Genomic DNA, 24,917 nt, shown 5'->3' on the forward strand with positions numbered 1-24,917 from the left:
CGGCGGCCGGTCCTGTCTGCTACTTGACGACGTCCGCCGGATCCACGGTGGTGTCGTTCTTCAGCGCGTCGAACAGCGCCGCCGACTTGGCCTTGTCCCAGTGCTCGGCCGAGCCGCTGGTGACCGGGACCGTGCCGGTGAGCACGCCGTCGGAGGAGATACCGCGCATCGCGATCGCCAGCCCGGCGAGGTTGTGCACGTGGTCGCCCGTGTCCATCGTCAGCGCGTCGGGCGCCGCCGAGAGCAACGGGAAGAAGTCGAACGGGTTCAGCAACGTGCCGGGGCTCGCGATCTGCTTGACGAGCGCGCCGATGAACATCCGCTGGTTCGCCACCCGGTCCAGGTCCGACCGCGGCGTCGCGCTGCTGTGGCGCATGCGGACGAACCCGAGGGCGTCACGGCCGTCGAGCGTCTGGCAGCCGGCCTTGATGTCGATGCCGGTCATGGTGTCGTTCATGTCCTTGGGGACGCACATGTCGACCCCGCCGATCGCGTCGACGACGTTGGCGAACCCGCCGAACCCGATCTCGGCGTAGTGGTCGATGTGCAGGCCGGTGGCCCCTTCCACGGTCTTGACCAGCAGCGACGGCCCGCCGATCGAGAAGGCTGCGTTGATCTTGCTCGTGCCGTGGCCCGGGATCTTGACCTCCGAGTCGCGCGGCAGGCTCAGCAGCGTCGGCTTGGTGTCGTTGTCCGGGAGGTGCGCGATCATGATCGTGTCGGTCCGCTGGCCGCCGCCGGCCGCCGCGACGTCGCCCGTCGCGAGCCGTTCCTCGTCGTCGGCCGACAGCCCGTCGCGGCTGTCGGAGCCGACGATCAGCCAGTTGGTGCCCGAGGCGGCCGCGGGACGGCCGTCGTAGTCGCTCAGCGCGTCGACGCGCTTGATGGAGAACTCCAGGTACGCCCAGATCCCGCCGAGGAACAGCACGAAGATCAGGATCAGCGTCATCAGGACTTTGCCGAAGCTCCACCGGCGGCGCCGGCGGGGGTACGGGCCCTGCGGTGGCACGTCGGGCGGCGCCTGCCGCGGTGGCGCGGGCGGCGGCACGGGGGCCTCACCGCGCATCGGTCTCGTGCGCGTGTCGTCGTAGGGGCTGCTGCTCGTTCCCGGCAGCGGCATCATCTGCGCGCGCTGGTGCTGGCGCGGGCGTGCGGCGGGCTGCGGTGGCCGGGGCGGCCTCCGCCGCCTGCCGTCGTCGCCTCCGTACGTCATCGGTCGATCACCCGTTCCCCGAATCCGGCGATTTGGTGCGGCCCAGTGAACCGCACGCCCTCTTGGAGTGGACGTGCGGCACCCTGGGTGGGTTCACCCGATGGGGAAAAGTGCTGGTCAGCGTGGGTCGGCGAACCCGAACTGGTGAACCTTGAGGTACCCGGAGCGGAATCCGGCCTCCGAATAAGCGAGGTAGAACTCCCACATCCGGCGGAACACGTCGTCGAACCCGAACCCGCGGATGTCTTCCCACCGGGCCTGGAACCGCTCGCGCCACAGCTTCAGCGTGCGGGCGTAGTCCTGGCCGAACTCGCGCATCCCGGCGAGCTTGAGCCGGGTGTTGTCCCGCATCCCGTCCTCGATGGCCTGCACCGACGGGATGATGCCGCCCGGGAAGATGTACTTGTGGATCCACGTGTACGACCGGGCCGCCGCCGCCATCCGGTCGTGGTCCATCGTGATCGCCTGCAGGCCGAACCGCCCGCCCGGGCGCAGCCGCTTGCCGATCGTGGCGAAGAACGTGGGCCAGTACGACTGGCCGACGGCCTCGATCATCTCGACGCTCACCACGGAGTCGTACTCGCCGGTGGCGTTGCGGTAGTCGCACAGCTGCACGTCGATGCGGTCGGACAGGCCCGCTTCGGCGATGCGAGCGTCGGCCAGCACCTTCTGCTCCTGCGAGATGGTCAGCGACGTCACCTTCGCGCCGCGCGAAGCCGCGCGGATCGACAGCTCGCCCCAGCCGGTGCCGATCTCGAGCACCTGGCTGCCCGCGCGCACACCCGCGTAGTCGAGCACGCTGTCGAGCTTGCGGTGCTGCGCCTGGGTCAGGGTGTCGGCCGGGCCGAACAGCGCCGAGGAGTACATCATCGACTCGTCGAGGAACGTGCTGAACAGGTCGTTGGACAGGTCGTAGTGGCGGTGGATGTTCGACCGCGAGCCCTCGATCGTGTTCTCCTCGTGCGCCGGCTGCGTGCGCTCGGCGAACCGGCGGAACCGCTGCAGGAACGGCGGCACGATCGTGGCCAGCTTCTCGGCGAACGGCGTGAGCACGCCCGCGAGGTCGTCGGCGGTCCAGTCCCCCACCATGTACGACTCGCCGAAGCCGATCTTCGCGTCGGCGCCGAGGCGGTGGAAGAACGCGGCGGGCCGGTGGATGCGCATCTGGGGCGACTCCGGGCCGCCCGCGCCCAGCGTGGTGCCGTCGGGGAACGTGACACGGAGGTCGAGCGTCTTCACGGCACGGCGGAAGAGCGCTTCCGCCGCCCGCGCGCGCAACGGCGAGTGCGGCGGCGTGGCCAGACCCGGCCACCGGGATTCGTCGGGCTCCGGCTGCGAGACGGGTCCCGCCGCTCGGTCAACACTCGATGTGGACAAGACACTCCCTCCGGATGGGCTCTTCAGGCCCACGTGTGATGGTATTCCCGGCACCCGCCGGACGCGCTGCTCACGTGCACCGGATCCGGTCACACGGGAAGGCGCAAACGCTCGTCCGCGGGCCGGTTCCACGCCTGGCGGAGAGTCTCGTCGGTTTCGCCCGCGTCGATCGCTTCCAGTGTGAAAGCACACATCAACCTGGTCCAGACCGCCGGGCGCTTGATCATCGCGTGGCCGTCACCGACGACCTCGAACCGCGCGAGGCGCTTGGCCAGCGCACGGGCGCGTTCGGCGAAGGCGTGGGAATCGCGCGGGGAGGTGATGCGGTCGCGGGTGCCATGCAGGAGGACGACGGACCGGCCCACCACCGCGTCGATCGGCTCGCCCGGCGGCGTCCACGGCGCGAGCGCGCACACGCCGACCACGGCGGGGTCGTCGGCGACGCGCAGCACCACGCGCCCGCCCATCGAGTGCCCGACGAGCACGACCGGCAGGCCCGGGTGTTCGGCGCGGATGCGCTCCAGCGCCCAGCGGGCGTCGTCCAGGGGGTCCTCGGCGGGCGCGTTCCAGCCGTAGCGGCGGTTGCGCACCAGGCGCACCTCGAGCCCGTGGGCGCGGCCCGCGCGGTGCAGCGCCCTCGCGAGCGGCACCATGCGCAAGTACGCGAGCCGCCACGGGCCCACACGCGCCACACCGTGTTCGGCGCCGCCGTGCAGCACCAGCGCCACCGCCCGGGCCGGGCCGCTCGCGCGCCGCACCGACACGACGGGTTGTCCGTCCACCTGCCGCCTCCCAGTCACCGGGGCCCGAGAAAGATCAGCGCCCACGCTAATCCACCACGAAGCGTGGCCACGCGATACATTCGGCGCCCGGACCCGCGACGAAGGGCAGGTGTGGTGAGCGCCACGGAAATCTTGAAGAGCACCTCGGAGAAGCTCGCGGCGGCGCGGCAGGCCAACGCCGAGCAGCTGACGGCGGCGGCGGACCTCGTCCTGGGGGTGATCCGGTCCGACGCGCTCGTGTTCACCGCCGGTGCCGGACACTCGCTCGCCGCGGTCGCCGAGACGTTCTACCGCGCCGGCGGGCTCGCCTGCGTCTACCCGCTGTACCACCCTGAACTGCTGCCGCTGCACGGCGCGCAGCAGAGCACGAAGACCGAACGCCGCAGCGGGCTGGCCGAGGAGGTGCTGGCCGAGCGCGCTCCTGGTCCGGACGACGTGCTCGTGGTGTTCTCGACGTCCGGTGTGAACCCCTACCCCGTGGAGCTGGCCGCCGGAGCGCGGCGCCGGGGGGCCTCGGTGATCGCCGTGACGTCGCGCGCGTCGGTGGCCGCGGCGCCGCGCCGGTCGGACACGACGCTCGTGGAAGAGGCCACCGTGGTGCTCGACTCGCTCGTGGTCCCCGGCGACGCGAGCCATCCGGCCGGCGCGCCGCGCACCGCCCCTCTGTCCACTGTGGTCAACGCGTTCCTGTGGAACCTGATCCTGGCGGAGGTGCTCGACCGCGGCACCGCCGAGGGGATCGACGTCCCGCTGTGGCGAAGCTCCAATGTGGAGGGTGGCGACGAGGCCAACGCGGCGCTGCTCGCCAAGTACGGCCCGCGCGTGCCGGCCCTGCGGTAGCGACTCGCGAACCCGCGGCACTTCGAGCGAAAAGGACCCGGCCCGGGAGGTCTTGACGGGCCGGGTCCGCGCTTCTAACTTCGGCGTACCGACCAGTCGGTGTCGAGTGGAGGCGGGACGTGGACGACCAGACCGCGGTGACCCTGCACGGCACGTGCGAGCCCGGCTTCGAGGGGGTGCAGCGCGCGTTCGTCGAGAACATCTCCGAGCGCGGTGAGCTGGGCGCGGCCTTCGCCGTGGTGCACCGCGGCGAGGTCGTGGTGGACCTGTGGGCGGGCTGGGCCGATCCGGACCGGGCGACGCCGTGGCGGCCGGACACGCTGACCAACGTCTGGTCCACGACCAAGGGCATGACCGCGCTCTGCGCCCACCTGCTCGCCGACGCGGGTGAGCTGGACCTGGACGCGCCCGTCGCGCGGTACTGGCCCCAGTTCGCCGCCGCCGGCAAGGACGGCATCCCGGTGCGCTGGCTGCTGTCGCACCGCTCCGGGGTGGTCGGCGTCGGCGTGGAGCGACCGGTGAAGGTCGAGGAGCTCTACGACTGGGACCACATCACCGGATTGCTGGCGGCCCAGGAACCGCTGTTCCCGCCGGGCAGCGCGAGCGGCTACCACGCGCTGTCCTTCGGCTTCCTCGTCGGCGAGGTGGTGCGCCGCGTCGCCGGGCAGGGCATCGACGAGTTCTTCGCCGCGCAGGTCGCGGAGCCGCTGGGGGTCGACTTCTCCTTCGGCGTCGCGGAGGCCGAGCTCGGCCGCTGCTCCACGCTCGTCGAGCCGGTGCTGACATCCGAGCTGACCACGGCCTTGACGGAGGCCTTCGCGAACGCCGGGCCGGTCGCGCTCGCGGCGATGGCCAACCCGCGCGTGGAGGGCCACCACGCCAACGATCCCGCGTGGCGGCGCGCGGTCCTGCCCGCGCTGAACGGCCACGGCACGGCCCGCGCACTGGCGACCGTCTACGGCGCCCTGGCCGACGGGCGGCTGCTCTCCGCGGGCGCGCTCGCCCGGGCCCGCGCCGGTCAGGGCAAGGAGGTCGACGTCGTCGCCGGCGTGCCCAACGAGTGGGCCCTGGGCTTCTACCTCGGCAGCGACGCCCGCGGCTTCGGCCCCAACCCGGCCGCCTTCGGCCACGACGGCCTCGGCGGCTCCTCCGGCGGCGCCGACCCCGAAACCGGCATCGGCTTCGGCTACGTGATGAACCGCATGGGCCCACTCCTGCGCGACGACCCCCGGAAGATGGCACTGGTGAACGCCACGTTCGCCTGCCTGGCCGACTGACCGGCCGGCGCGCTGCCTGCTGCTCACGACCGCCCGCGGCCAACGAGCCCCACCCAGCGCCGTTTCGTGCACACACTCGCCGAAGCGGCCGCAACCCCGGCCCCCAGGCCCTCCGAACGGCTTCACCGCACCGAGAACCCGCTGGCCCCAAGGCGAGGCAACGAGCCGCGGAGCAGGGCCGCCGACCGCCCAGCCCATCGCCGGTCCGGGCACAAACTCGCCCGGCACGCCGACGCCGCCGGAAACTCGGCCCCCAACCCTCCAAATGAGTTCCCCACACGAAGAACCCCGCACCCGGCCCCAGACCGAGGCAACGAGCCGCGCGAGTACGGCCGGCCAAGGACCCGGCCCGCTCGCCGGCTCCGGCGCGAACTCGCCCGGCGCGCCGAGGTGGCGCGCCGGGCGGGGGTCAGGCGACCACCGGCTCCTCTTCGTCTTCGTCTGCGTCGAACTGCGTGTGGTGCAGTTCGGCGTACCGGCCGCCGCGGGCGAGGAGTTGTTCGTGGGTGCCGCGTTCGACGATGTGGCCGTGTTCGACGACGAGGATGAGGTCGGCGGCGCGGACCGTCGAGAGGCGGTGGGCGATGACCAGCGCCGTGCGGCCCTCCAGTGCGCCGGTGAGGGCCTCGCCGACGGCGGCTTCCGATTCGGAGTCCAGGTGGGCGGTGGCCTCGTCGAGCACGACGACCTTCGGCTGGGCCAGCAGGAGGCGCGCGATCGTCAGGCGCTGGCGCTCGCCGCCGGAGAGGCGGTAGCCGCGTTCGCCGACGGTGGTGTCGAGGCCGTCCGGCAGGGACCGCACGAGCGGCGCGAGCCGGGCCTGGTCGAGGGCGGCCCAGATCTCGTCGTCGGTCACGCCGGGGCGGGCGTAGGCCAGGTTGGCGCGGATCGTGTCGTGGAAGAGGTGCCCGTCCTGCGTCACGACGCCGACGGTGGCGCGCAACGTCGCGAAGTCCAGGTCCCGCACGTCCACATCGGACAGCTTCACCGCACCGCCGTCCACGTCGTACAGGCGTGGCAGCAGCGAGGCGATCGTCGACTTCCCGGCGCCGGACGACCCGACCAGCGCGACCATCTGGCCCGGTTCGGCGCGGAAGCTGACGCCGTGCAGCACCTCTTCCCCACCGCGGCTGTCCAAAGTGGCCACGTCCTCCAGCGACGCGAGCGAGAACCGGTCGGCCGCGGGGTAGCCGAAGCGCACGTCCTCGAACTCCACCGAAACCCCGCCCGCCGGCAGCGCCTTCGGGGCGGCGGGCTCCTTGATCATCGGCTCGAGGTCCAGCACCTCGAAGACCCGCTCGAACGACACGAGCGCGGTCATCACGTCCACGCGGACGTTCGCCAGCGCCGTCAGCGGCGTGTACAGCCGGGTCAGCAGCAGCGCGAGCGCGACGACGGTGCCCGGCGCGATCTGCCCGGTGAAGGCCAGGTACCCGCCGAGCCCGTAGACCAGCGCCTGCGCCAGCGCCGACACGAGCGTCAGGCTCGTCATGAACCAGCGCGTGAGCATCGCGGTGCGCACCCCGATGTCGCGCACCCGCCCGGCGCGCTGACCGAACTCGTCGACCTCCTGGCGCGGCCGGCCGAAGAGCTTCACGAGCGTGGCGCCCGGCGCGGAGAACCGCTCGGTCATCTGCGTGGTCATCCCGGCGTTGAGCTGCGCGGCCTCGCGCTGCAGCCCCGCCATGCGGCGCCCGAGCCGGCGCGCCGGCAGCACGAAGATCGGCAGCAGCACCAGCGCGACCACGGTGACCTGCCACGACAGGGTCACCATGACCACCAGCGACAGCACCAGCTGGATCACGTTGGTGACCAGGCCCGACAGCGTCGCGGTGAACGTGCGCTGCGCCCCGATCACGTCGTTGTTGAGCCGGCTGACGAGCGCGCCGGTGCGGGTGCGCGTGAAGAACGCGATGGGCAGCTTCTGCACGTGCTCGAACACCGCGACGCGCAGGTCGAGGATGATGCCCTCCCCGATGCGCGCCGACTGCCACCGCTCGGCGAGCCCCAGCCCCGCGTCCAGGATGGCGAGCACGGCGATCACCACGGCCAGCCAGATCACGAACGACAGGTCGTGGCCGCCGACGATCGCGTCCACGACCTTCCCCGCGAGCACCGGTGTGGTCACGGCGAGCACGGCGGACACGATCGTGAGCACCAGGAAGACCAGCAGCCGCACCCAGTGCGGACGGGCGAACCGCGCGACCCGCTTCACGGTGCCGCGCGTGAGCGCCCTCGGCGTGTCGGCCCCGCGCATCGCGGAGCCGAGCAACGCCCACGTGTTGTCCATGTGGAGCCTCCCCCGGGTCAGAAAACCTCTATATTACTCAAGCTTTTGTCATGATATGACCTGCACAACGCCGGTTCGCCCGGAGTTCTTCCCCACCGCGTTCACCGATCGTGAACACGCTCCGCCGGCGGAGCGCAGCCAGCGTAGGGCCACTGGCTCGGCCCGGGCGCGGCGCGCTCGGTAGCCTGACCCGACGGGAAATGCCGGGTGACGAGGGAGAAGACGTGCGAAGGACACCGGGCAAGTGCTGATGGCCCCCGCCCGACCGACCACCGGCCGCGTGAGCCTCGTGCTCACCTGGGACGTCGTCTTCTACCTCGGCTGCTTCGCCTTCGCGCTGATCAGCGCCCTGGTGTCCGAATTCTACGGTTACCGCATCTGGGGCACGTTCGCCGCGGCCGCCTACGGGTTCGCCGCCGCCCACAGCGGGTGGCTGCTCGTGTCGGCCCGGCTCGGGCGCGCCCGGCGCGGGCCGCTCGGCTCGCGGTGGTGCGGCATCGCGGTGATCGGGTTGTTGGCGATGATCGTCCCGCTCGCCGTGCTCGTGATTCGCCGGCTGACCGGAGTGGACTGGCTCGTCACCCCGTTCTCGTGGGCCGCGCAGCCCGAGGTGTGGGTGATCGAACGCAGTGCGAGTTTGCTCCTGCAGCACGGCACGCCCTACATCGACGTGAACGCTCTCGGGCGCGCACCGGAAGTGAACGATTACACGCCGTACGGGCCCGTGATGACGGTGTTCGGCCTTCCGCGTGCGTTGTTCGGCGGAACACCGTTAACCAATGCGCTCACCGACGCGCGGTGGATGTTCGCGCTTTGTGCGTCTCTCTGTGTGATCGCTTCGCTACGAATGTTGAAATGGCCGCGAATTCCGGTTCTTTCGGCACAATTGGCAATCGCGTGCCCACTCACCGCATTGACTTGGGCCGTTGCCGGCCCCGATCTCGCCATTGTGGGACTGCTCGTGCTCGCCTGCGCACTCGCTGCGACCGGCCGCGCGGGCTGGTCCGGTTTCGTGCTGGCGCTGGTGATCAGCGCGAAGCTGATCGTCGCGCCGGCGGCGGCGGTGCTCGCGGTGTTCGTGCTCTGCCGGCGGCGCGCGCAAGCCGGGCAGGACGACACCGGGCACGGTGAAAAACCTCGTGACCGCAGGGCACTTGCGTGGTTCGTGACCACTTTGGTCACCGCGACCGTGGTGCTGCACCTGCCGGTGTACCTGGTCGCGCCGGACGCGTTCGTGGAGCACGTGATCCGGTTCCCGCTCGGGATGGGCGTGGTGCGCTCCCCCGCGGCGAGCCCGCTTCCGGGCCACCTGATCGCGGAAACCGGCTCAGCGGGCCGCGTGATCTCACTCGTCCTGGTGGCAGCCGCGGCCGTGGCGATGCTGGTGTGGCTGGTGCGCCGGCCCCCCGCGACGGGATCCGCCGCGCTCTTGCGGATCGTCGTCGGACTCGGCGCGTTGATCCTGCTCACCCCGGCAACCCGCTACGGCTACCTGGTTTATCCCTTGGTGCTGCTCGGAGGAGTGCTGGCTTTCCGAGCGGCCGAACAGGGACTGCGCCCCCCGCGCAGTCACCCTGGTGCTACTTCTTCTTGACCCGCGTGGCCCCGCCGCGCCCCCGCAGCTGGACCCCGGACTCCGAGAGAACCCGGTGGACGAACCCGTAGGAACGTCCGGTGGACTCAGCAAGGGCTCGGATGCTCGAGCCCTTCTCGTATTTCTTCTTCAGGTCAGCGGCCAGCTTGTCGCGCGTGTTGCCGGTGATCCGCGCGCCTTTCTTGAGATCAGCCACGTCGATCGCCTTCCCGCCGAGTGGAGTTCTGGGCCACTTAACGGCCCCTGCCGGGGCAATGATCGAACACTGAGCGCCGGAATGCCAGACGACAGACGTAAAACAACCGAAACTGCGATCACATTGGGCCATTCAAGTGCTCTGCGCGCCGGGGCAAGCACCCAAATGGACGCATCTGATCACGCCAGCTGGACAAGTTCCAGATAATCTTCCGACCAATGATCCTCGGTGCCGTCGGGCAGCAGGATCACGCGCTCGGGCTCAAGAGCCTCTACCGCGCCCGGGTCGTGCGTGACGAGCACGACGGCCCCGGCGAAGCTGCGCAACGCGTCCAGGACCTGCTCACGGCTGGCGGGGTCCAGGTTGTTCGTGGGCTCGTCCAGGAGCAGCACGTTCGCCGCGCTGGAGACCAGACCCGCCAGCGCCAGCCTGGTTTTTTCACCGCCGGAGAGCGTGCCGGCGGGCTGGTCGAGCTGCTCACCGGTGAACAGGAACGAGCCGAGGAGGTTGCGCAGCTCCTGGGCCCCCGTGTCCGGGGCGAGGTGGCGGATGTTTTCCCACACCGTCGCTTCGTGGTCGAGGGTTTCGTGTTCCTGTGCGTAATAGCCCAGGCGCAATCCGTGACCCGGTTCGACGGAGCCGGTATCCGGAGTTTCCATTCCGCCGAGCAACCGGAGCAACGTCGTCTTTCCGGCACCGTTCAGGCCGAGCACCACGACCTTCGAGCCGCGGTCGATGGCGAGGTCGACGCCGGTGAAGATCTCGAGCGAGCCGTAGGACTTCGACAGCCCGTCGGCCGTGAGCGGGGTGCGCCCGCAGGGCGCGGGTTCGGGGAACTTGATGCGCGCGACCTTGTCGGCCTGGCGCGTCTCGTCGAGCGCCGAGAGCATCTGCTCCGCGCGGCGGGCCATGTTCTTCGCCGCGACGGCCTTCGTCGCCTTCGCACCGAGCTTCGCGGCCTGCTGCTGCAGGGCGGACGCCTTCTTCTCGGCGTTCGCGCGTTCGCGGCGGCGGCGCTTCTCGTCGGTGGCCCGCGCGTCGAGGTAGCGCTGCCAGCCCATGTTGTAGGCGTCGAGCTCGCCGCGCGTGGCGTCGAGGAACCAGACCTTGTTCACGACGTCGGCGAGCAGCTCCACGTCGTGGCTGATCACCACGAGCCCGCCGTCGTGCTGCTTGAGGAAGCTGCGCAGCCAGGTGATCGAGTCGGCGTCGAGGTGGTTGGTGGGCTCGTCGAGCAGCAGGATCGTCTCGGACTTGCCGCCGGCGCCCGCTTCCGCGGCCGCGAACAGGATGCGCGCCAGCTCCACGCGGCGGCGCTGCCCGCCCGAGAGCGTGTTGAGCGTCTGCGCGAGCACGCGGTCGGGCAGCCCGAGGTTCGAGCAGATGCGCGCGGCTTCGCTCTCCGCGGCGTACCCGCCGAGCGACGCGAACCGCTCCTCGAGCCGGCTGTAGCGGTTCACGGCCTTGTCGCGCTGGCGTTCGTCGACGAGCTCGGACATCGCCGTCTGCGCCTTCTCCATGTCGCGCAGCAGCGTGTCGAGGCCGCGCGCGGACAGCACGCGGTCCTTGGCCGTGACGGACAGGTCGCCTTCGCGCGGGTCCTGCGGCAGGTAGCCGAGCTCACCGCTGCGGCGCACGTCGCCGGCGTGCGGTTCGCCCTCGCCCGCGAGGACCTTCAGCGACGTGGTCTTGCCCGCGCCGTTGCGGCCGACGAGACCGATGCGGTCGCCGGGCTGGATGCGGAGGGTGGCGCCGTTGAGCAGGATGCGTGAGCCGGCGCGCAGCTCGAGGCCGGTGGCCGTGATCAAGAGAACTCCCGGAATCGGGGGTGGACGTGGACAGCATCGGGCACCGGCAGCGCCCACCATCTCCGCCCGCGGCGGGGATCGGTCACGAGCGCGCGGTGCGGCGGCTACTCCCTGAGGATCTCCATCTCCACGGTGCCCAGTGTACGGGTCGGCCGCCAGCGGTTTTCGGCCCCGTGGCGGGACTCACGCCGGCTTCACGCCTCGCGCACCACGACCTGCACCGCGATCGCCCGCCGGGCCGCTTCGTCCAGCACGGCGCGGCGGGGGCCGGGGATCTCCAGCACGCGGGGTTCGGCGCGGGCGAAGAGCGGGCCCAGGCGGCGGTCGGCGCGGAGGCGGTCGAGGGCGCGACGGTCACCGCCGAGCACCACCGCGTCCACTTCGGACAACCGGGGCACGAGGACCTCGAAGGCTTCGTCCGCGGCGGCGCGCAGCGCGGTGCGCGCCTGCCCCGCGCGGCGGCGGGCGAAGCGCTGTTGCGACCACCCGCCCGCGGCCGTGCGGCCCGGCACGAGGTGCCGGTCGGTGCGGGAGAGCCCGACGACGCCGTCGCGGGCGAGGCCGAGGGAGTGCCCGCCGAGGCGCACCAGCAGCACCGCGATCACCCGGGAGGCGAGCGCGTGTGCCACGAGCGGTTCGACGGCCAGTCCGGTGCGGACCCCGGTGTCCGCGAGCGGTCCGAAGGGGACGGTCGCGGTGGCCGTGGCGCCGTTGGCGGCGGTGACGCGCACCTCGGCCGGCCCCAGTTCCGTGGTGCGGACGCCGTCGTTGCGGTCGGCGAAGCGGGTGAACCAGCCCGCGAGCCGCCCGGGCGCGACCTCGACCGCTCGTCCCCCACCCGCGACCTGCCGTGCACCGGCCATGGTCGCCACGGTACGGGGCCGCCGCGAACCCGCGCCGGCCCCGTACCGGAGCATCAGGCGATCGCCGGACCGGCGTGCACCGTCTTGGCCACGAGCGCGGCCGTGCCGGCCGTGCCCGCCGGCGCGTAGCCGTTCACGTGGAGCGAGACGCTGCGGATCGAACCGCTGTCGCCGTTCGCGGCATCGACCGCCTTGAACGTCCACGTGCCGTCCGCCGAGGTACCCGCGAGCGGCGTCTGCGGGTCGATCGGCAGGTACGTGCCGGTGAACGGCGCGAACTGCGACCCGACCGTGCTCAGCAACGCCGGGGCGCTGTCGTCGAACACGACCTGGCACAGGTTGTTGCCGCCGCTGCCGGCCCGCTGGAACAGCGTGGCCGTGGCGCCCGAGGGCGAGGTCAGCGTGCCGACCAGGTCCGCGACGTAGGTGTGGTCCAGCCCCACCGTGGTCGAGCCCTCATCCGCCGTGCAGCTCGACCCGTCGATCGACAGCGAGACCTTCGACGCGGCCCCGACCCCGCTCACCACCAGCGGCACCGAAGCGCCGAGCTGCGAGTTGTCCGGGATCGCCACCGGCGGGCCGGTGTAGGAGAAGGTCTGCACCACCGGCGACGGCGTGCCCACCGGCACCGCGAACGTGCTGGTGACCGGTGAGAACGAACCGGCGAACGTCACCCTGGCGGTCAGCACCACCGGCACGCCGAGGCCCTGGGTCGCCGGGACCGTCACGGTGAACTCGTTCACGCCCGTCTGGCCGGGGCTGATCGTGCCGTACGACTTGGCGCGCGGCGCGATCGTGACGCCCGGGGTCGACGTGGTGAGCACGACGCTCGTGGACACGGCGGTCCCGTCGCCGGTGTTGGTCACCGGCAGCGTCACCTTCGCGGTGTCACCGGGGTCGAGCGTGCTGCCGCCGTCGGGCCCGGTGATGGTGGGCTGCTGCGCCTGCGCGTACGGCTGCGGGCTGGCGCCGGTGTACTCGAGCACCTTGTCGGCGAGGAGCACTCCCGCGCCGGTGAGGTTGTCGCTGCCCGGGGCTTCGATGTCCACGGCGGTGCGGAGGAACGCGTCGCGAACGTCCGAAGCGGACAGACCCGGGTTGCCCGAGAGCACGAGGCTCGCGATGGCGGCCGCGTGGGGCGCGGCGGCCGAGGTGCCGAAGAACGGGTCGAAGCCGCCCACCGAGGTGCGCACACCGTCGGCGGCCGTGATTTCCGGCTTGTTCCGCACTTCGCCACCGGTCGAGGAGAAGTTCCCCGGGGTGATGGGCGTGCCGTCGGCTTCGTAGAACATCCGGCGCGGGCCGTCGGAGCTGAACCGCTCGGCCTTGCTGGCCGAGGAGAACGCACCCGGGAACGGACCGGTCGGGTTCGCCGGGTCACCCGGCTCGAGCAGCCGGCCGAACGCGGCGGCCGCGGGTGCGGCGGCGACGGCGAACGCGTCCCGCGCCGAGGAGTGGCCGACCACGACCCCCGGGGTGCTGTAGGCCTTGAGCCCGTCGGCGGAGTCGCGGAAGCGGCTGCCGAACGCCGTCAGCGACAGGTAGCGGCCCTCGCCGGCGAACTTGACGATCGCGAGCCGCAGCCCGGTGCCGCCGAACAGCGGGGTGGCGAGCTGCTCGTACGGGTCCTGGGTGCCGTCCTGCACGTCCTGGCTGAACGAGACGACGTTGCCCGCCGCGTCGAGCAAGTAGAGGTCGTAGTCGTCGGAGGCCGCGCCGAGCGGATCGGACCAGTGCAGCGTCACCGGGATGTTCCCCGAGGACGCGTCGGAGATCGGCTCGAAGATCTGGTTGCCGGCCGCGCCCGCGAAGTTGTGCGCGCTGCCCGCGAACTTGCCGACCGCCTTGCCGGAGTCGGCGAAGTCGCCCTCCCAGTGGGCGGCGGTGCCGTCGGCGACGTTGCCTTCGTTGCCCGCGGAGGAGAAGTAGAGCGCGCCGTCGGCGGTCACGTCGTTCACGGCCTGGGCGATGATCCAGTCCTGGAACGGGGATTCCTTGAAGTAGATGACGTCGTCGACGATCACGTCGCAGTGCTCGTCGAAGCGCAGCTTGCGGATGTTGTCCGCGAAGCTCGCGTCGGAGTTGAACGCGCTCGCGAAGCCCAGTGCCGCGTGGGGCGCGAGGTCGTGGATGATCTCGAGCATCGCGGTGCCCTCGTCGCCGTCGCCCTCCTGCCCGGGCACGACGTCGACGGCCGGCAGCTCTCCCTTGGCCTGCGAGACCTTGAGCGAGTCGACGCCGTCGGACAGCGCGCACGCCTTCACCCCGGTGCCGGTCACGCCGAACTGCTGGCGTGCGACGTCGGCGTTGTGCGCCCGGTCCCCTTCGCTGGTGATCGTGGCCGCGGCGGTGCGCTGCTTCTGCGCCGCCTGTGCCTGGTTCAGCGCGCCCTCGATGCGGGCGGCCTTCTGCTCCTTGCTTTCGGCCGGCGCGGTTTTCCCTTGCGCCGCCTTGGTTTCCAGTTCGTGGGCGGTGATCGCCGGATCGGCGGTTTCGACCCGCTTCACGTCGGCGCGCGCGGCGATCGCGGGCAACGCCGAGAGGGGGACCTCGGCGCGGATGCTCGCCGCCTTGTCCGACACCGTGCGCACGGCGGCACCGGCCTTGCGCAAGTCGCTCACGAGCGCGTCGGACACCTTGGTGGCGCGGATGTCCACGACCGCGGTGCTCCCGGCGCCGGAACTCAGGCCGGGCACGACCGCGGCGCTGAGCCGCCGGGAGCGCAGCTGCTGCGCGACCAGCAGCCGGCTGTCCAGTTTGGACTCGGCTTTCGTCTGGCCGGTTTTGACGGCCTGCAACGCAGTGATCTGCTTCGCCGCGTTGGCGGAGAGGGAATCCGGGGTACCCGCGGTCGCGGCGCCCGCGGGTGGGGCGACGGCTCCCAGTGCGGCGATCAGCGCCGCGGCCCCGGCCGCGACGATCGTCGCCCGGGATCTCGCTCTCGTGGTGGCTCTTCCGGACAGGGGCTTGGAACGGCTTCGACGCACGCGCGCCTCCGTATCTCGCACCGCGTGCCCCGACTCACGCTGGCCAACGCCGGTGATCACCGGCTGGATCCAGCTAAGTACCGCGCGTACAGCGTTACAAACGGCCGTTAGGGTGACAAATGGTCGTGAATTTCCCCAACCCGACAGAGGTCGTAGGCCGTTCAGCGGCAGTGCTCCGGCTCAGAGCACGAAGGAGTCCGACCACGGCTGCGCCGCACGCCCCGACAGCGCGTCGAGCAGCGTCACGGCCTGCTTGTCGGTGAGCGACGACACGAAGTCCACCACCGCCCGCCCCCGGGCGAGGCCGCGGACGGCGTCGGTGCCCTCCACGCGCTCGCCGGTCGCCCCGATGAGCAGTTCGGGCGCGGTCCGCACCAATCCGGCGTACTCGTCGTGGGCGAGCTCGACCAGGTCGTGCAGGCGCCGCGGCAGCCGGCCCACCTCGTCGCGGTCGAGCAGCCACGCGTCGAGCGCGTCGACGAGCGACGTCACGAGGCTGGCCTGGCCGCGCTGGTGCAGCGCGAGATCCGGGCGCAGCAGCACGAAGCGGCGGTGCACGAACTTCAGCACCTGGACCTCGTGCCACTGGGCGGTGCGCAGCGACACGTGCCCGGACCGCGTGGACGGCGACGACAGCACGAACACCCCGTCGACGAGCCGCGAGGTCCAGTTCGCGGAGAACGCCGCGGTGGCCTGCTCGGCCTCGATCGAGCCGTCGAACCCGTCGGCGAGCAGGCCGTCGACGAGCTCGCGCTGCACGCGCCGCACGGCGGCGGCGAACGCGTCGTCGTCGACGATCCAGCTGTCCTTGAGGTGCGTGCGCCGGCGCAGCTGTTCGAGCGAGCGCCCGGGGCGGCGCAGCTGGGCGGCCAGCCGGTCGTCGTCGAGGGCCGCCAGCTCCAGCGCGTGGCCGAGCCACTCCCCCAGCTCCGCGGCCACGGGCGCGTGCTGCAGCACGCCGATGCGGTGGAAGTCCTGCAGGTCGTGGATCGCGTAGGCGATGTCGTCGGCGGTGTCCATCACCGACGCCTCCACCGTCTGCTGCCACTGTTCGACGCGGCCGGCGAACGGGGTGCGCGCCTGGGCGAAGTCGTCGAGTTCGGTGGCGTAGGCCGAGAACTTGCTCGCGCCCGTGCCCGGCGCGCTGTCGGGTTCGGCGGCGCCGCGCGGAGGTGTCGGCATCGCCGTGGGGTGCGGCTGCGGGTGGTGCAGGCGCGCCCACGGGTACTTCAGCACCGCCGCGCGCACGGCCGCGGTGAGGTCGAGCCCGATGGCCGACGGCCCGCGCACGTCGGTGGTGGTGAGGATGCGGAACGTCTGCGCGTTGCCCTCGAAGCCGTCGGCGAGGCCGAAGCGGTGGCGGGCGATGCGGTCGAGCGTCTGCTCGCCGAGGTGCCCGAAGGGCGGGTGCCCGAGGTCGTGCGCGAGTGCGGCGGCTTCGCACACGTCGGGGTCGCAGCCGCCGAGCTTCGCGGCCAGTTCCGCCGACTCGCTGGCGCCGGTGATCCGTTCGGCGATCGCGCGGGCGACCTGCGCGACCTTGAGGCTGTGGGTGAGCCGGTTGTGCAGCAGGCCCGCGCCGCCGGCGTTGACCACCTGCGTGACCCCGCCCAGCCGGGCGAAGAACGGCGACGCGGCGATGCGGTCGCGGTCGATGCGGAACGGGCTGGTCGCGAGATCGGTGTACCCGCCCGCCGAGCTCGCCGGATCCCGGCGCGCGGCCCTCGGGTCGGTCTCGTCCATGCGCACCACCGTAGCCATCCGGGCACCGTAAACCCTCCAGCCCGCCGGCTCACCGGAAGCCGGGCGCCGATGCGGCAGGATCGGACGGGTGACCGACGTGCTGATCGCGGGTGGCGGACCCGCCGGCTGGGCGCTCGCGCGCGCCTGCGCCCGGCGCGGGCTCGCGACCACGCTCGTCGACCCGGCGCCGCTCGCGCCGTGGCGCAGCACCTACGGCCTGTGGGCCGACGAGCTGCCCGGGCTGCCGTCGCCGGTGATCGCGTCGGCCCCGGGCGAGACGGTCGCGTTCGGCACGCGCGAGCACCGCCTGGCGCGGCGTTATCTGGTGCTGGACAACGAAGGGCTGCGCACGTTGCTCACGACCGCGCCGGTGACGGTCGTGACCGGGCGGGTCGCCGGCGCGGAGCACGGCCGGCACGGCTCGACGGTGGTGCTCGCCGACGACCGCCGGCTCGCCGCCGCCGTGGTGATCGACGCGTCGGGCGCGCACCGCGTGCTGTCCGGCGGCCCGCCGCGGGGCCACCGGGCCGAGCAGACGGCGTACGGGCTCGTGCTGCCCGCCGCCGAGGCCGACCGGCTGGTTCCGGGCGCGGCGGACACGGCCGTGTTCATGGACTGGCGCGAGGGCGCGCCCAGCTTCCGCTACCTGCTGCCGCTCGGCGACGGGTCGGTGCTCGTGGAGGAGACGTGTCTCGCGCGCCGGCCGGGCGTGCCCGTCGGCGAACTCGCGGCGCGGCTGCGAACCCGGCTCGCCGCGGCGGGCCTGCGCGCTCGCGGGAGGGAGGAACGGGTGCGGATCGTGCTCGACGTGCCGCTGCCGGGCCGGGGTGCGGTGGTCCCGTTCGGGGTCGCGGCGGGGCTCGTGCACCCGGCCACCGGGTACAGCGTGGCGACGGCGCTGCGGCTCGCGCCGCGCGTGGCCGCGGCACTCGCGGGCGCGTTCGAAGCGGGGCCGGAGGCGGCCGTCCGCGCTGCGCGCCGGACGCTGTGGACGGCCGAGGCGCGGGCCGTGCATTCCTTGCGGCGGTACGGGTTGCGTGCTTTGCGCCGGATGTCACCGGGTGAGCTCGCCGAGTTCTTCGACCTGTTCTTCGGGCTGCCCGGAGATCTCCAGCGGGCGTACACGTCGGGGCGCGAGGACTTGCCGGGCACCGCGGCCGCGATGACCCGGTTGTTCCGCGCCGCGCCACCGCCGATCCGGGCCCGGCTGGCCGGACGGCGATAATCACCAACCGGATGCGGTTCGCCACAGCGCGTCGGGAATCGGCGCAAAACCGTGCGGCCGGCTCAGCCGGGAACGTGCCCGTGTGCGAAACCGGTGCGACGATCGCGGCCCTTCCCGCGAAATCCGCACCTGAATCTTCTTCGCTTGAAACGATCAAGGTCGGCAGCGACCTCGTTGCTGGTCACTGGCGTGATCCGCACCGACACGCACTGTGCGCGACCACCGGCCCGAGACTGCGGTGACGGGAATTTTCACACTTCCGATCGGCCCGCGGAAATCCATCCCGATCGAGTGAGCACTACCGATTTCGTTACTCCGATTCAGGTAACTCAGGTTCCGGCGCGGTGAACATCTGCTGACAACGGTTTCGTTTCCGCGCGAGAGGATGCGACGATCTCCGTCGTGACGACGCCCCGTGCGGTCCGGTTCGCCTTCCAGCCGATGTACAGCTTGCACACCGGCGGCGTTGTCGCGTACGAAGCGCTCGCCCGCCCCGGCAAGGGCACGGCCCACGAGCTGCTCGCCGAGGCGCGCCGCGGCGGCCGGCTCGCCGAGGTCGACCTCGGGCTCGCCGCGGCCGCCGTGCGCCAGGAGGCGGAGCGGCCCAGCGCCCTGCCGCTGCACCTGAACATCTCCGCCCGCACGCTCGCGTCCGGTCCCGCCGCGTTCGACGAGCTGATCACCGAACTGGGCGCCGCCGGCCGCCGCACGCGCGACGTCGTGCTGGAGATCGGGCCGCCGTTCACGCACCTGCCCGCCGACCGGCTGCTGGCCGGTATGCGCGCGTTGACCGAATTGGGCTTCCGGCTGGCGCTCGACGGCCTCGGCCGGGGCGACCTGCCGCTCGCGCTGCTCGTGCAGGCACCGGTGGACCTGGTGAAGCTGGACCGCAGCGTGCTGCGCGGCCTGCCGGACGACCAGAGCGCGGTCGCGGTGGTCGAGTCACTGCTGCACTACACGACCCGCACCGGCATCCGGCTGGTCGCGACCGGCATCGAGACCGGCCCGCAGCTCGACGCGGCGCAGGGGCTCGGCGTGCGGATCGCGCAGGGCAACCTGCTGGCGCCGCCCGCCGCGCACCGCAGCGCGGCGACGGCCGGGGCGCTGGTCCCCGACGACCGCCGCTCCCCCGCCCCGCCGCAGGCACCCCGCGTCGGCGACTTCCTGCGACCCGCGACGACCCTGCCGGCCCAGGCGACGTGCGACGACGTGCGCGAGGTCCTGGCGGCGGCCGACGCCCCGACCGGTGTGGTCGGGGTCGACGAGCACAACCGTCCGCGGTGGTCGGTGGACAGGACGCGGTTCCTCGTGGCGGTGACCGGCCCGTACGGCCACGCCCTGCACGCCAAGCGCCCGGCCGAGCGCCTGGCGGACAAACCGCACACGATCGAGGCGACGGCGAGCGCTCTGGAGTTCCTCGAACTGGTCACCGACGCCGACTGGGGCCGCACCGGCGACGACGTCGTGGTGGTCGACGGCGCGGGCCGCGCCCTCGGTGTGGTGCTGGTGACCGAGGTGGTCCGCGGGGTCGCCGAGGCCAAGGTCGAGGAAGCCGTCACGCTCAACCCGCTCACCCGGCTGCCGGGCAGCGAAGTCGTGGCCCGCGACGTCGAGCGCCGCATCTCGACCGGCGAGCAGTTCGTCGCGGGGTGGCTCGACGTCGACTCGTTCAAGTCCGTCAACGACAACGCCGGCTTCGCCGCGGGCGACGACCTCATCCGCGCCCTCGGCGAGACCCTGACGGGCCTCACCCGCCGCCTCCCGCGCATGCGCGTCTCGCACGTCGGCGGCGACGACTTCCTGATCGTCTGCGACGTCGACGAGATCGGCACCGTCGCCGCGGCCCTGCTGGACACCCACTGGTCCGCCGAGGGCATGCCCGTCACCGTGTCGCTCGCGACGCTCGTGTGCGGCAGCGGAGCGATCGGCTCGTACCGGGAGGCCTCCCGCCTGCTCGCCCCGCTGAAGAAGCGCGCGAAAGACGTTCCCGGTTCGAGCTGGGTCCTGTCCCGCCCGGGCTCCGACCGCGTCGAGGTGCTCCGCGGCATCGGCCGCGACGTGGCGGTCAGCCGGTCGGCCTGAGCGCTCAGCCGCCCGGCGTCACGAAGCCCGACTCGTAGGCGCGGATCGCGGCCTGGGTGCGGTCGCGCGCGCCGAGCTTGGCGAGGACGTTGCCGACGTGGGTTTTGACCGTTTGCACCCCCAGGTGCAGGTCCCGGGCGATTTCGGGGTTGGACAGGCCGGCGGCCACGAGGCGCAGGACGTCGCGTTCGCGGTCGGTGAGGCCGGCGGCGGTGAGGCCGTCGCGCGGGGTGGCCCGGGCGTGCTGAGCGGCGAGGCGGCGGATGGCGGCCGGGAACAGCAGCGACTCGCCCGCGACGACGGTGCGCACGCCCGCCACGATCTCCTCCGGCCGGGCCCGCTTGAGCAGGAACCCGCTGGCGCCGGCGAGCAGCGCGTCGTACACGTAGTCGTCGTTCTCGAACGTGGCCACCACGATCACCTTCGGCGGCTCGTCCACAGTGGACAGCAGGTGCTCGGTCGCGCGAATCCCGTCGACGGCGGGCATGCGCACGTCCATCAGCACCACGTCGGGGCGCAGGCGCGACACCAGGCCCGGCACCTCCGCGCCGTCGGCCGCCTCGCCGACGACGGTGAGATCCGGCTCGGCGTCGACGATCGCGCGCAAGCCGGCGCGGATGAGCGGTTCGTCGTCGACCAGCAGGACCGTCACGTCCATCGCTGTCCCCACGGCACCGTCACCACGACCTCCCACCGGTCCCCCGCCGGTCCGGCCGACAGCTTGCCACCCAGCAGTTCGGCGCGCTCGGCCATGCCGCGCAGCCCGCGCCCGCCCCGCGGCCGCGACGCGCGCGCCGGCCCCAGCGGGTTCACCACCTTCGCGCACAGCTCGCCCGGCCCGATCGAAACGGCCACGGTGACCGGCACCTTCCCGGCGTAGCGCACCGCGTTCGTCAGGCACTCCTGCACGATCCGGTACACCTCACGCGACACCACCGCGGGCACCGCGCCGACCTCGCCCCGCACGTCCGCGCTGACCGCCGCCCCCGCCAGTCTCGTCGCCTCCACCAGCGCTCCCAGTTCCGCCAGCCCGGGCTGCGGGTTCCGCGCCGACGCCCCGTCGCGCAACAGCCCGAGCACGTGGTCCAGATCGCCGAGCGCCGTCCGCGCCGATTCCTCGATCGCCGTCAGCGCCTGCTCGGTGAACCCCGGGTCGCTGCGCAACGTCCGGCGCGCCGCCCCCGCCTGCACCGTGACGACGGACAGCGCGTGCCCGACGGAGTCGTGCAGCTCGCGCGCCAGCCGCGTGCGCTCCGCCAGCTGTTCCGCCCGCCGCTCCAGCTGCGCGATCCGCTCGGCCGCCGACATCCCCAGCAGCGCCGCCGCGAGCCGCCGCAGCAGCCCGCCCACGCCCCACACCACGTAGCTCAGCAGCACGAACGCAACCACGAACACCGCCGGCAACCACGCCGACGCCCAGCCCTTCGGCACGGTCACCGAGTGCGTCCCGTTGTCCACCAGCTCGCCCGAGAACACCGCACCCACCGCGAACCCGAACCCGACGGGCACCGCGAGCGTCACCGCGCTCACCACCGCGCCGACCCCCACGTGCACCACGAACACGACGCTGCACCGCACCCGCACCCACCAACTCACGGCGGCCCCCGCCGCCACCTCCCCCAGCAACTCCCGCACGGCCGCCACCTCGAGCACCCGCACCGCCGGCAACAACGACGTCGCCCCCAGCACCACCACCGTCGCCCCGGCCCCCAGCGCCGACGCCCACCCCCCGGACGTCACGAACGGCGTCAGCGCGGGCACCGCCACCGCCGCGAACAGCAGGTAGGGCACGCTGATCGCCCCGCCCAGGATCAGGTACGCCCACCTCCGGTAGGTCACCCCGCTCAACACCGGCCGCAACACCCGCACCCGCACGATCCTCGCAGCCCAGCCCCCGGTCCCGCCTCCCTCCAGAGCGGGATGTCGGACAAGGCAGACGGGGGTTCCGCAGTCGCTGGCCGTTTGTGCTCGGAGGGGCTCACGTTTGATTAGACGGCGTGCGGCGAGCCGGGTTAGTGGGTCAATCGCGTCGCAAAGGCGTAGGTGGAGATTTCCAGCGACACCTAACCAAAACGGCGCCAAAACCACCGGCCAACTACGAAACCCGCGGAAACGCCCACCCCTCCCCCGCCCCGATACGAAGCCGCCACACGGTTCGGGCCCCTTTGTCAAGGTACGCTTTCCCGCCTTGACAAAGGGGCCCGAACCGTAGTCACAATCAAGCTTCGGGGCGCCTTCCCGCCCCCCCCCAAAAAAAACCGCACCCGAAATCAATACACCACCGAAGTCACCCGAGTCCCCATCCCCTCAACCTCCCCACCAAACCCGTTCTCCCACAACTGCTCCACCTTCGCAGCCTCTTCCGCACTCGGCTTCGCGTTCTTGCACGAGGTCCCCGGCCCGTGCCCCGACATCAACTCCGAACACGGCCCCTCGTAATCATCCGGCAGCCCCAAATTGTGCCCCAGCTCGTGCGCAGCGATCCGCGTCGGATCAAACCCCTCCGCCACCTGACTCGTATCCAGGTAGACATCCCCATTCCCATGCCCATCCGTCTGCGTGTAAGACCCCCCGCTGTGAATCTCGTGGAACACCACGGTGCCACCCGAAGACTTCTTCACCAGCTTCACATCGGAAACCGCGGCGTTCCAATTCGCCGCACCCTGATCGATCTGCGCCACGTAATCCGGCGCCCCGCTCGACGTGTAGTACACGGTCGTCACCGCGGCCGCCGACGCACCCGGCCCCGCGACCAGACCCACCCCGAACGGCGCCACCACGGCCACCGCCACCGCCGCGACCCGCCCGAACCCGCGTGCCTTCATCCCCGTCTCCTTCACCCATCGATGACCGACGGCCCCGACGTTAGGAGTTCACCAACCGCGCGGCCACGTCCGAAAGTAGGTGACCCGGCACCGTCCGTCATCACGCCCCCTCCCGAGGGGGCGCCCGATCACCCCGCAGCCGGTCCCGCCGATCATCAGCGCACTGGCGGGCCGGCGGCCGCTCGTCGTCTTCCGGCGGACAGCACGACGGTCACGATCGCGCCGATGAACCCGAGCAGGAACACCGCAGCGCCACCGGCGGCGAAGGAGCGACCCTCGGGCAACCCGGTGTCCGCAGTGGACGCTCCGGGCAGGCCGGCGTCGGTGAACGCCGTCGTGGGGGCGAGGGTCCTGGAGGAGAAGATCGTGCCCCGCGCGGTGATCACACCGTCCACCTTGGAAAGCGGGATGGCGCCCCCGCCGGGGAGACTGGCGAATCTGCGGGAATCGTCGGAAATGTCGCGCCGGTCGCCGGCGACGAAGATCGAACCAGGCGGCACTCGTGCCGCGAACGGCAACGCGCCGGCAGCGAGCGGCACCGTCGAATCGAGGTAGGGCTCGGTAACGGGCTTGCCGTTCACCTGCAGCCGGTTGTCGGGCCCGCAGCAGACCACGCGGTCGCCGCCGATGGCGATCACGCGCTTGACGAAGTGGTAGCCCGGCGGCACGTCGGGGAACGCGTCGGCCTGGAAGGAAACCACGTCGCCGCGGTGGATCTCGTGGTTCCCGGCCCAGTGGAGAACTACGGGCTCGCCGGCCGGGATCGTGGTGCCCATGGAGCGTCCGCCGATGCGCACCGTGCTGTAGCCGAGCACCGTCACCACCCCGGTCGCCACGAGCGCGGCGCCGGCCACGACGAACACCACGAAAAGCGCCAGAAGCGGCGAAAACCGCCGCGCGCGAGGCGGCGCCGCCGGGGGCGCCGGGAAGTCGGTCACGCACCTCTATCGGGCCGCCCCCGCCGGCGTTACCCGCCGCGCGGGGCGTACATGATCACGGCGACGCCGGCGAGGCACAGCAGCGCTCCGATCACGTCGAAGCGGTCGGGCCGGTAGCCGTCGGCGACCATCCCCCAGGCCAGCGACCCGGCGACGAACACCCCGCCGTACGCGGCGAGGATGCGGCCGAAGTGGGCGTCGGGCTGAAGGGTGGCGACGAACCCGTAGACGCCGAGCGCCACGATTCCGCCGCCGATCCACGCCCAGCCGCGGTGCTCGCGCACGCCCTGCCACACGAGCCACGCGCCGCCGATCTCCAGCACCGCGGCCGCGACGAACAGCAGGATCGAGCGCAGGACGGTCACGAGCCGGTGCCGAAGGAGCCTTCGTAGGTCTCCGCGGGGCGCGGGGCCACGGGTGTCCACGTGGGACTCGCGGCGAACGTCACCGCCCCGGCGAGCGCGATCACACACGTCAGCGCTCCCAGCAGAGCGCCGCCACGCGCCAGATCATCGCCGCGTGCCCGCCCGCCCCGGGTCAGCCCCAGCACGATCGCCAGCACCCCCGCGAGCAGTCCGACGAAGAACAACGCACCCAGCACGAGCAGGAACACCTGTCCGACGAGCGCGTACTCCGGCGCCTCCTGGAGCTTCGGCCGCACCCGCAGCCACGCGATCCACGTCGCCACCACCAGCACCAAGCTGACCGCCGCGATCGCCATCGCCGCGACCGCCTGGCCACGCCGGGGTCCACCCCCGTTGTCCCGTTCGGTCATGTCGCCAGTCATAGCACCCGCGCCCGGTTTTCGTCGGTCGTTCCCCGCAGCTTCCTGGTATTGGACTGAAACAACGCGCGCGCCGCAGCGAGACCGTATAGG

20 protein-coding genes and 1 pseudogene are annotated in these 24,917 nt (G+C 72.2%); 5 read left to right on the plus strand and 16 right to left on the minus strand.

Features of this window, described 5'->3' with window-relative positions:
- Positions 1 to 19: 19 nt before the first annotated feature.
- From ACIA77_RS12525 to ACIA77_RS12535, 3 genes are all read right to left on the minus strand, one after another.
- A complete protein-coding gene (locus ACIA77_RS12525; RefSeq protein WP_395885947.1) occupies positions 20 to 1,213 on the minus strand; it encodes an LCP family protein in 1,194 nt (397 codons plus the stop codon).
- A 117-nt stretch (positions 1,214 to 1,330) separates the two neighbouring features.
- Positions 1,331 to 2,590, minus strand: a complete 1,260-nt coding sequence (locus ACIA77_RS12530) for a class I SAM-dependent methyltransferase (protein WP_395885948.1) — start codon at positions 2,588 to 2,590, stop codon at positions 1,331 to 1,333.
- 89 nt (positions 2,591 to 2,679) lie between these two features.
- Complete coding sequence (locus tag ACIA77_RS12535; RefSeq protein ID WP_395885949.1) at positions 2,680 to 3,372, minus strand: alpha/beta hydrolase; 693 nt, start codon at positions 3,370 to 3,372, stop codon at positions 2,680 to 2,682.
- 111 nt (positions 3,373 to 3,483) lie between these two features.
- On the opposite strand from ACIA77_RS12535, the gene ACIA77_RS12540 reads away from it, so the two are divergent.
- Both ACIA77_RS12540 and ACIA77_RS12545 read left to right on the plus strand, forming a co-directional pair.
- Complete coding sequence (locus tag ACIA77_RS12540) at positions 3,484 to 4,212, plus strand: SIS domain-containing protein (RefSeq protein WP_395885950.1); 729 nt, start codon at positions 3,484 to 3,486, stop codon at positions 4,210 to 4,212.
- 119 nt (positions 4,213 to 4,331) lie between these two features.
- Entirely contained in the window at positions 4,332 to 5,489 is a 1,158-nt protein-coding gene (locus ACIA77_RS12545) for a serine hydrolase domain-containing protein (RefSeq protein ID WP_395885951.1), read from the plus strand.
- A gap of 409 nt (positions 5,490 to 5,898) precedes the next feature.
- Here the strand turns inward: ACIA77_RS12545 and ACIA77_RS12550 are convergent, their stop codons facing one another.
- The gene (locus ACIA77_RS12550) at positions 5,899 to 7,779 is read right to left on the minus strand and encodes an ABC transporter ATP-binding protein (protein ID WP_395885953.1); all 1,881 of its coding nucleotides are present in this window, start codon (positions 7,777 to 7,779) and stop codon (positions 5,899 to 5,901) included.
- 250 nt (positions 7,780 to 8,029) lie between these two features.
- Between ACIA77_RS12550 and ACIA77_RS12555 the strand changes: the two genes are divergently transcribed.
- A complete protein-coding gene (locus tag ACIA77_RS12555) occupies positions 8,030 to 9,373 on the plus strand; it encodes a glycosyltransferase 87 family protein (protein ID WP_395885955.1) in 1,344 nt (447 codons plus the stop codon).
- Here ACIA77_RS12555 and ACIA77_RS12560 read toward each other — a convergent pair.
- The 6 genes and pseudogenes from ACIA77_RS12560 to ACIA77_RS12585 form a co-directional block, all read right to left on the minus strand.
- Positions 9,360 to 9,569, minus strand: a complete 210-nt coding sequence (locus ACIA77_RS12560; protein ID WP_003071237.1) for a helix-turn-helix domain-containing protein — start codon at positions 9,567 to 9,569, stop codon at positions 9,360 to 9,362. The genes ACIA77_RS12555 and ACIA77_RS12560 overlap by 14 nt on opposite strands.
- Positions 9,570 to 9,748: 179 nt before the next feature.
- Entirely contained in the window at positions 9,749 to 10,723 is a 975-nt protein-coding gene (locus ACIA77_RS12565) for an ABC-F family ATP-binding cassette domain-containing protein (protein ID WP_395886203.1), read from the minus strand.
- A gap of 75 nt (positions 10,724 to 10,798) precedes the next feature.
- Positions 10,799 to 11,386: pseudogene (locus tag ACIA77_RS12570) on the minus strand (ATP-binding cassette domain-containing protein); the annotation flags it as partial.
- Positions 11,387 to 11,571: 185 nt separating this feature from the next.
- On the minus strand, positions 11,572 to 12,240 hold the full coding sequence (locus ACIA77_RS12575; RefSeq protein WP_395885956.1) for an acVLRF1 family peptidyl-tRNA hydrolase: 669 nt from the start codon (positions 12,238 to 12,240) through the stop codon (positions 11,572 to 11,574).
- 53 nt (positions 12,241 to 12,293) lie between these two features.
- Entirely contained in the window at positions 12,294 to 15,161 is a 2,868-nt protein-coding gene (locus tag ACIA77_RS12580; RefSeq protein WP_395886204.1) for a S8 family serine peptidase, read from the minus strand.
- Positions 15,162 to 15,407: 246 nt separating this feature from the next.
- The gene (locus tag ACIA77_RS12585) at positions 15,408 to 16,970 is read right to left on the minus strand and encodes a deoxyguanosinetriphosphate triphosphohydrolase family protein (protein ID WP_395886205.1); all 1,563 of its coding nucleotides are present in this window, start codon (positions 16,968 to 16,970) and stop codon (positions 15,408 to 15,410) included.
- 88 nt (positions 16,971 to 17,058) lie between these two features.
- Between ACIA77_RS12585 and ACIA77_RS12590 the strand changes: the two genes are divergently transcribed.
- Complete coding sequence (locus ACIA77_RS12590) at positions 17,059 to 18,195, plus strand: lycopene cyclase family protein (RefSeq protein ID WP_395885957.1); 1,137 nt, start codon at positions 17,059 to 17,061, stop codon at positions 18,193 to 18,195.
- Positions 18,196 to 18,597: 402 nt separating this feature from the next.
- Positions 18,598 to 20,277, plus strand: coding sequence for a GGDEF domain-containing protein (locus ACIA77_RS12595; RefSeq protein ID WP_395885958.1), 1,680 nt, complete (start codon positions 18,598 to 18,600; stop codon positions 20,275 to 20,277).
- 4 nt (positions 20,278 to 20,281) lie between these two features.
- Here the strand turns inward: ACIA77_RS12595 and ACIA77_RS12600 are convergent, their stop codons facing one another.
- The 6 genes from ACIA77_RS12600 to ACIA77_RS12625 form a co-directional block, all read right to left on the minus strand.
- Positions 20,282 to 20,935 carry a response regulator gene (locus ACIA77_RS12600; RefSeq protein WP_395885959.1) on the minus strand — a complete coding sequence of 218 codons (654 nt, stop codon included), beginning with the start codon at positions 20,933 to 20,935 and terminating at the stop codon, positions 20,282 to 20,284.
- Positions 20,926 to 22,146, minus strand: coding sequence for a sensor histidine kinase (locus ACIA77_RS12605; RefSeq protein ID WP_395885960.1), 1,221 nt, complete (start codon positions 22,144 to 22,146; stop codon positions 20,926 to 20,928). The genes ACIA77_RS12600 and ACIA77_RS12605 overlap by 10 nt, the downstream gene beginning before the upstream one ends.
- Positions 22,147 to 22,547: 401 nt before the next feature.
- The gene (locus ACIA77_RS12610) at positions 22,548 to 23,102 is read right to left on the minus strand and encodes a snapalysin family zinc-dependent metalloprotease (protein WP_395885961.1); all 555 of its coding nucleotides are present in this window, start codon (positions 23,100 to 23,102) and stop codon (positions 22,548 to 22,550) included.
- A gap of 155 nt (positions 23,103 to 23,257) precedes the next feature.
- A complete protein-coding gene (gene lepB / locus ACIA77_RS12615) occupies positions 23,258 to 24,040 on the minus strand; it encodes a signal peptidase I (protein WP_395885962.1) in 783 nt (260 codons plus the stop codon).
- Positions 24,041 to 24,069: 29 nt separating this feature from the next.
- Positions 24,070 to 24,405 (minus strand): YnfA family protein, encoded by a 336-nt coding sequence (locus ACIA77_RS12620; protein ID WP_395885963.1) that lies wholly within the window; start codon positions 24,403 to 24,405, stop codon positions 24,070 to 24,072.
- Positions 24,402 to 24,815: a hypothetical protein gene (locus ACIA77_RS12625; RefSeq protein WP_395885964.1), complete on the minus strand. Its 414-nt coding sequence runs from the start codon at positions 24,813 to 24,815 to the stop codon at positions 24,402 to 24,404. The genes ACIA77_RS12620 and ACIA77_RS12625 overlap by 4 nt, the downstream gene beginning before the upstream one ends.
- Between the last annotated feature and the right edge of the window lie 102 nt (positions 24,816 to 24,917).

The sequence above is a fragment of the Amycolatopsis sp. NPDC051903 genome (assembly GCF_044452505.1).
In the GTDB taxonomy this organism is placed as follows: domain Bacteria; phylum Actinomycetota; class Actinomycetes; order Mycobacteriales; family Pseudonocardiaceae; genus Amycolatopsis.

Bases quoted from the DNA above. Each gene is read 5' to 3' on its own strand.
- ACIA77_RS12525 (WP_395885947.1), bottom strand. From the start codon at position 1,213: ATGACGTACGGAGGCGACGACGGCAGGCGGCGGAGGCCGCCCCGGCCA.
- ACIA77_RS12550 (WP_395885953.1), bottom strand. From the start codon at position 7,779: ATGGACAACACGTGGGCGTTGCTCGGCTCCGCGATGCGCGGGGCCGAC.
- ACIA77_RS12555 (WP_395885955.1), top strand. From the start codon at position 8,030: ATGGCCCCCGCCCGACCGACCACCGGCCGCGTGAGCCTCGTGCTCACC.
- ACIA77_RS12575 (WP_395885956.1), bottom strand. From the start codon at position 12,240: ATGGCCGGTGCACGGCAGGTCGCGGGTGGGGGACGAGCGGTCGAGGTC.
- ACIA77_RS12585 (WP_395886205.1), bottom strand. From the start codon at position 16,970: ATGGACGAGACCGACCCGAGGGCCGCGCGCCGGGATCCGGCGAGCTCG.
- ACIA77_RS12600 (WP_395885959.1), bottom strand. From the start codon at position 20,935: ATGGACGTGACGGTCCTGCTGGTCGACGACGAACCGCTCATCCGCGCC.
- ACIA77_RS12610 (WP_395885961.1), bottom strand. From the start codon at position 23,102: ATGAAGGCACGCGGGTTCGGGCGGGTCGCGGCGGTGGCGGTGGCCGTG.
- ACIA77_RS12625 (WP_395885964.1), bottom strand. From the start codon at position 24,815: ATGACCGAACGGGACAACGGGGGTGGACCCCGGCGTGGCCAGGCGGTC.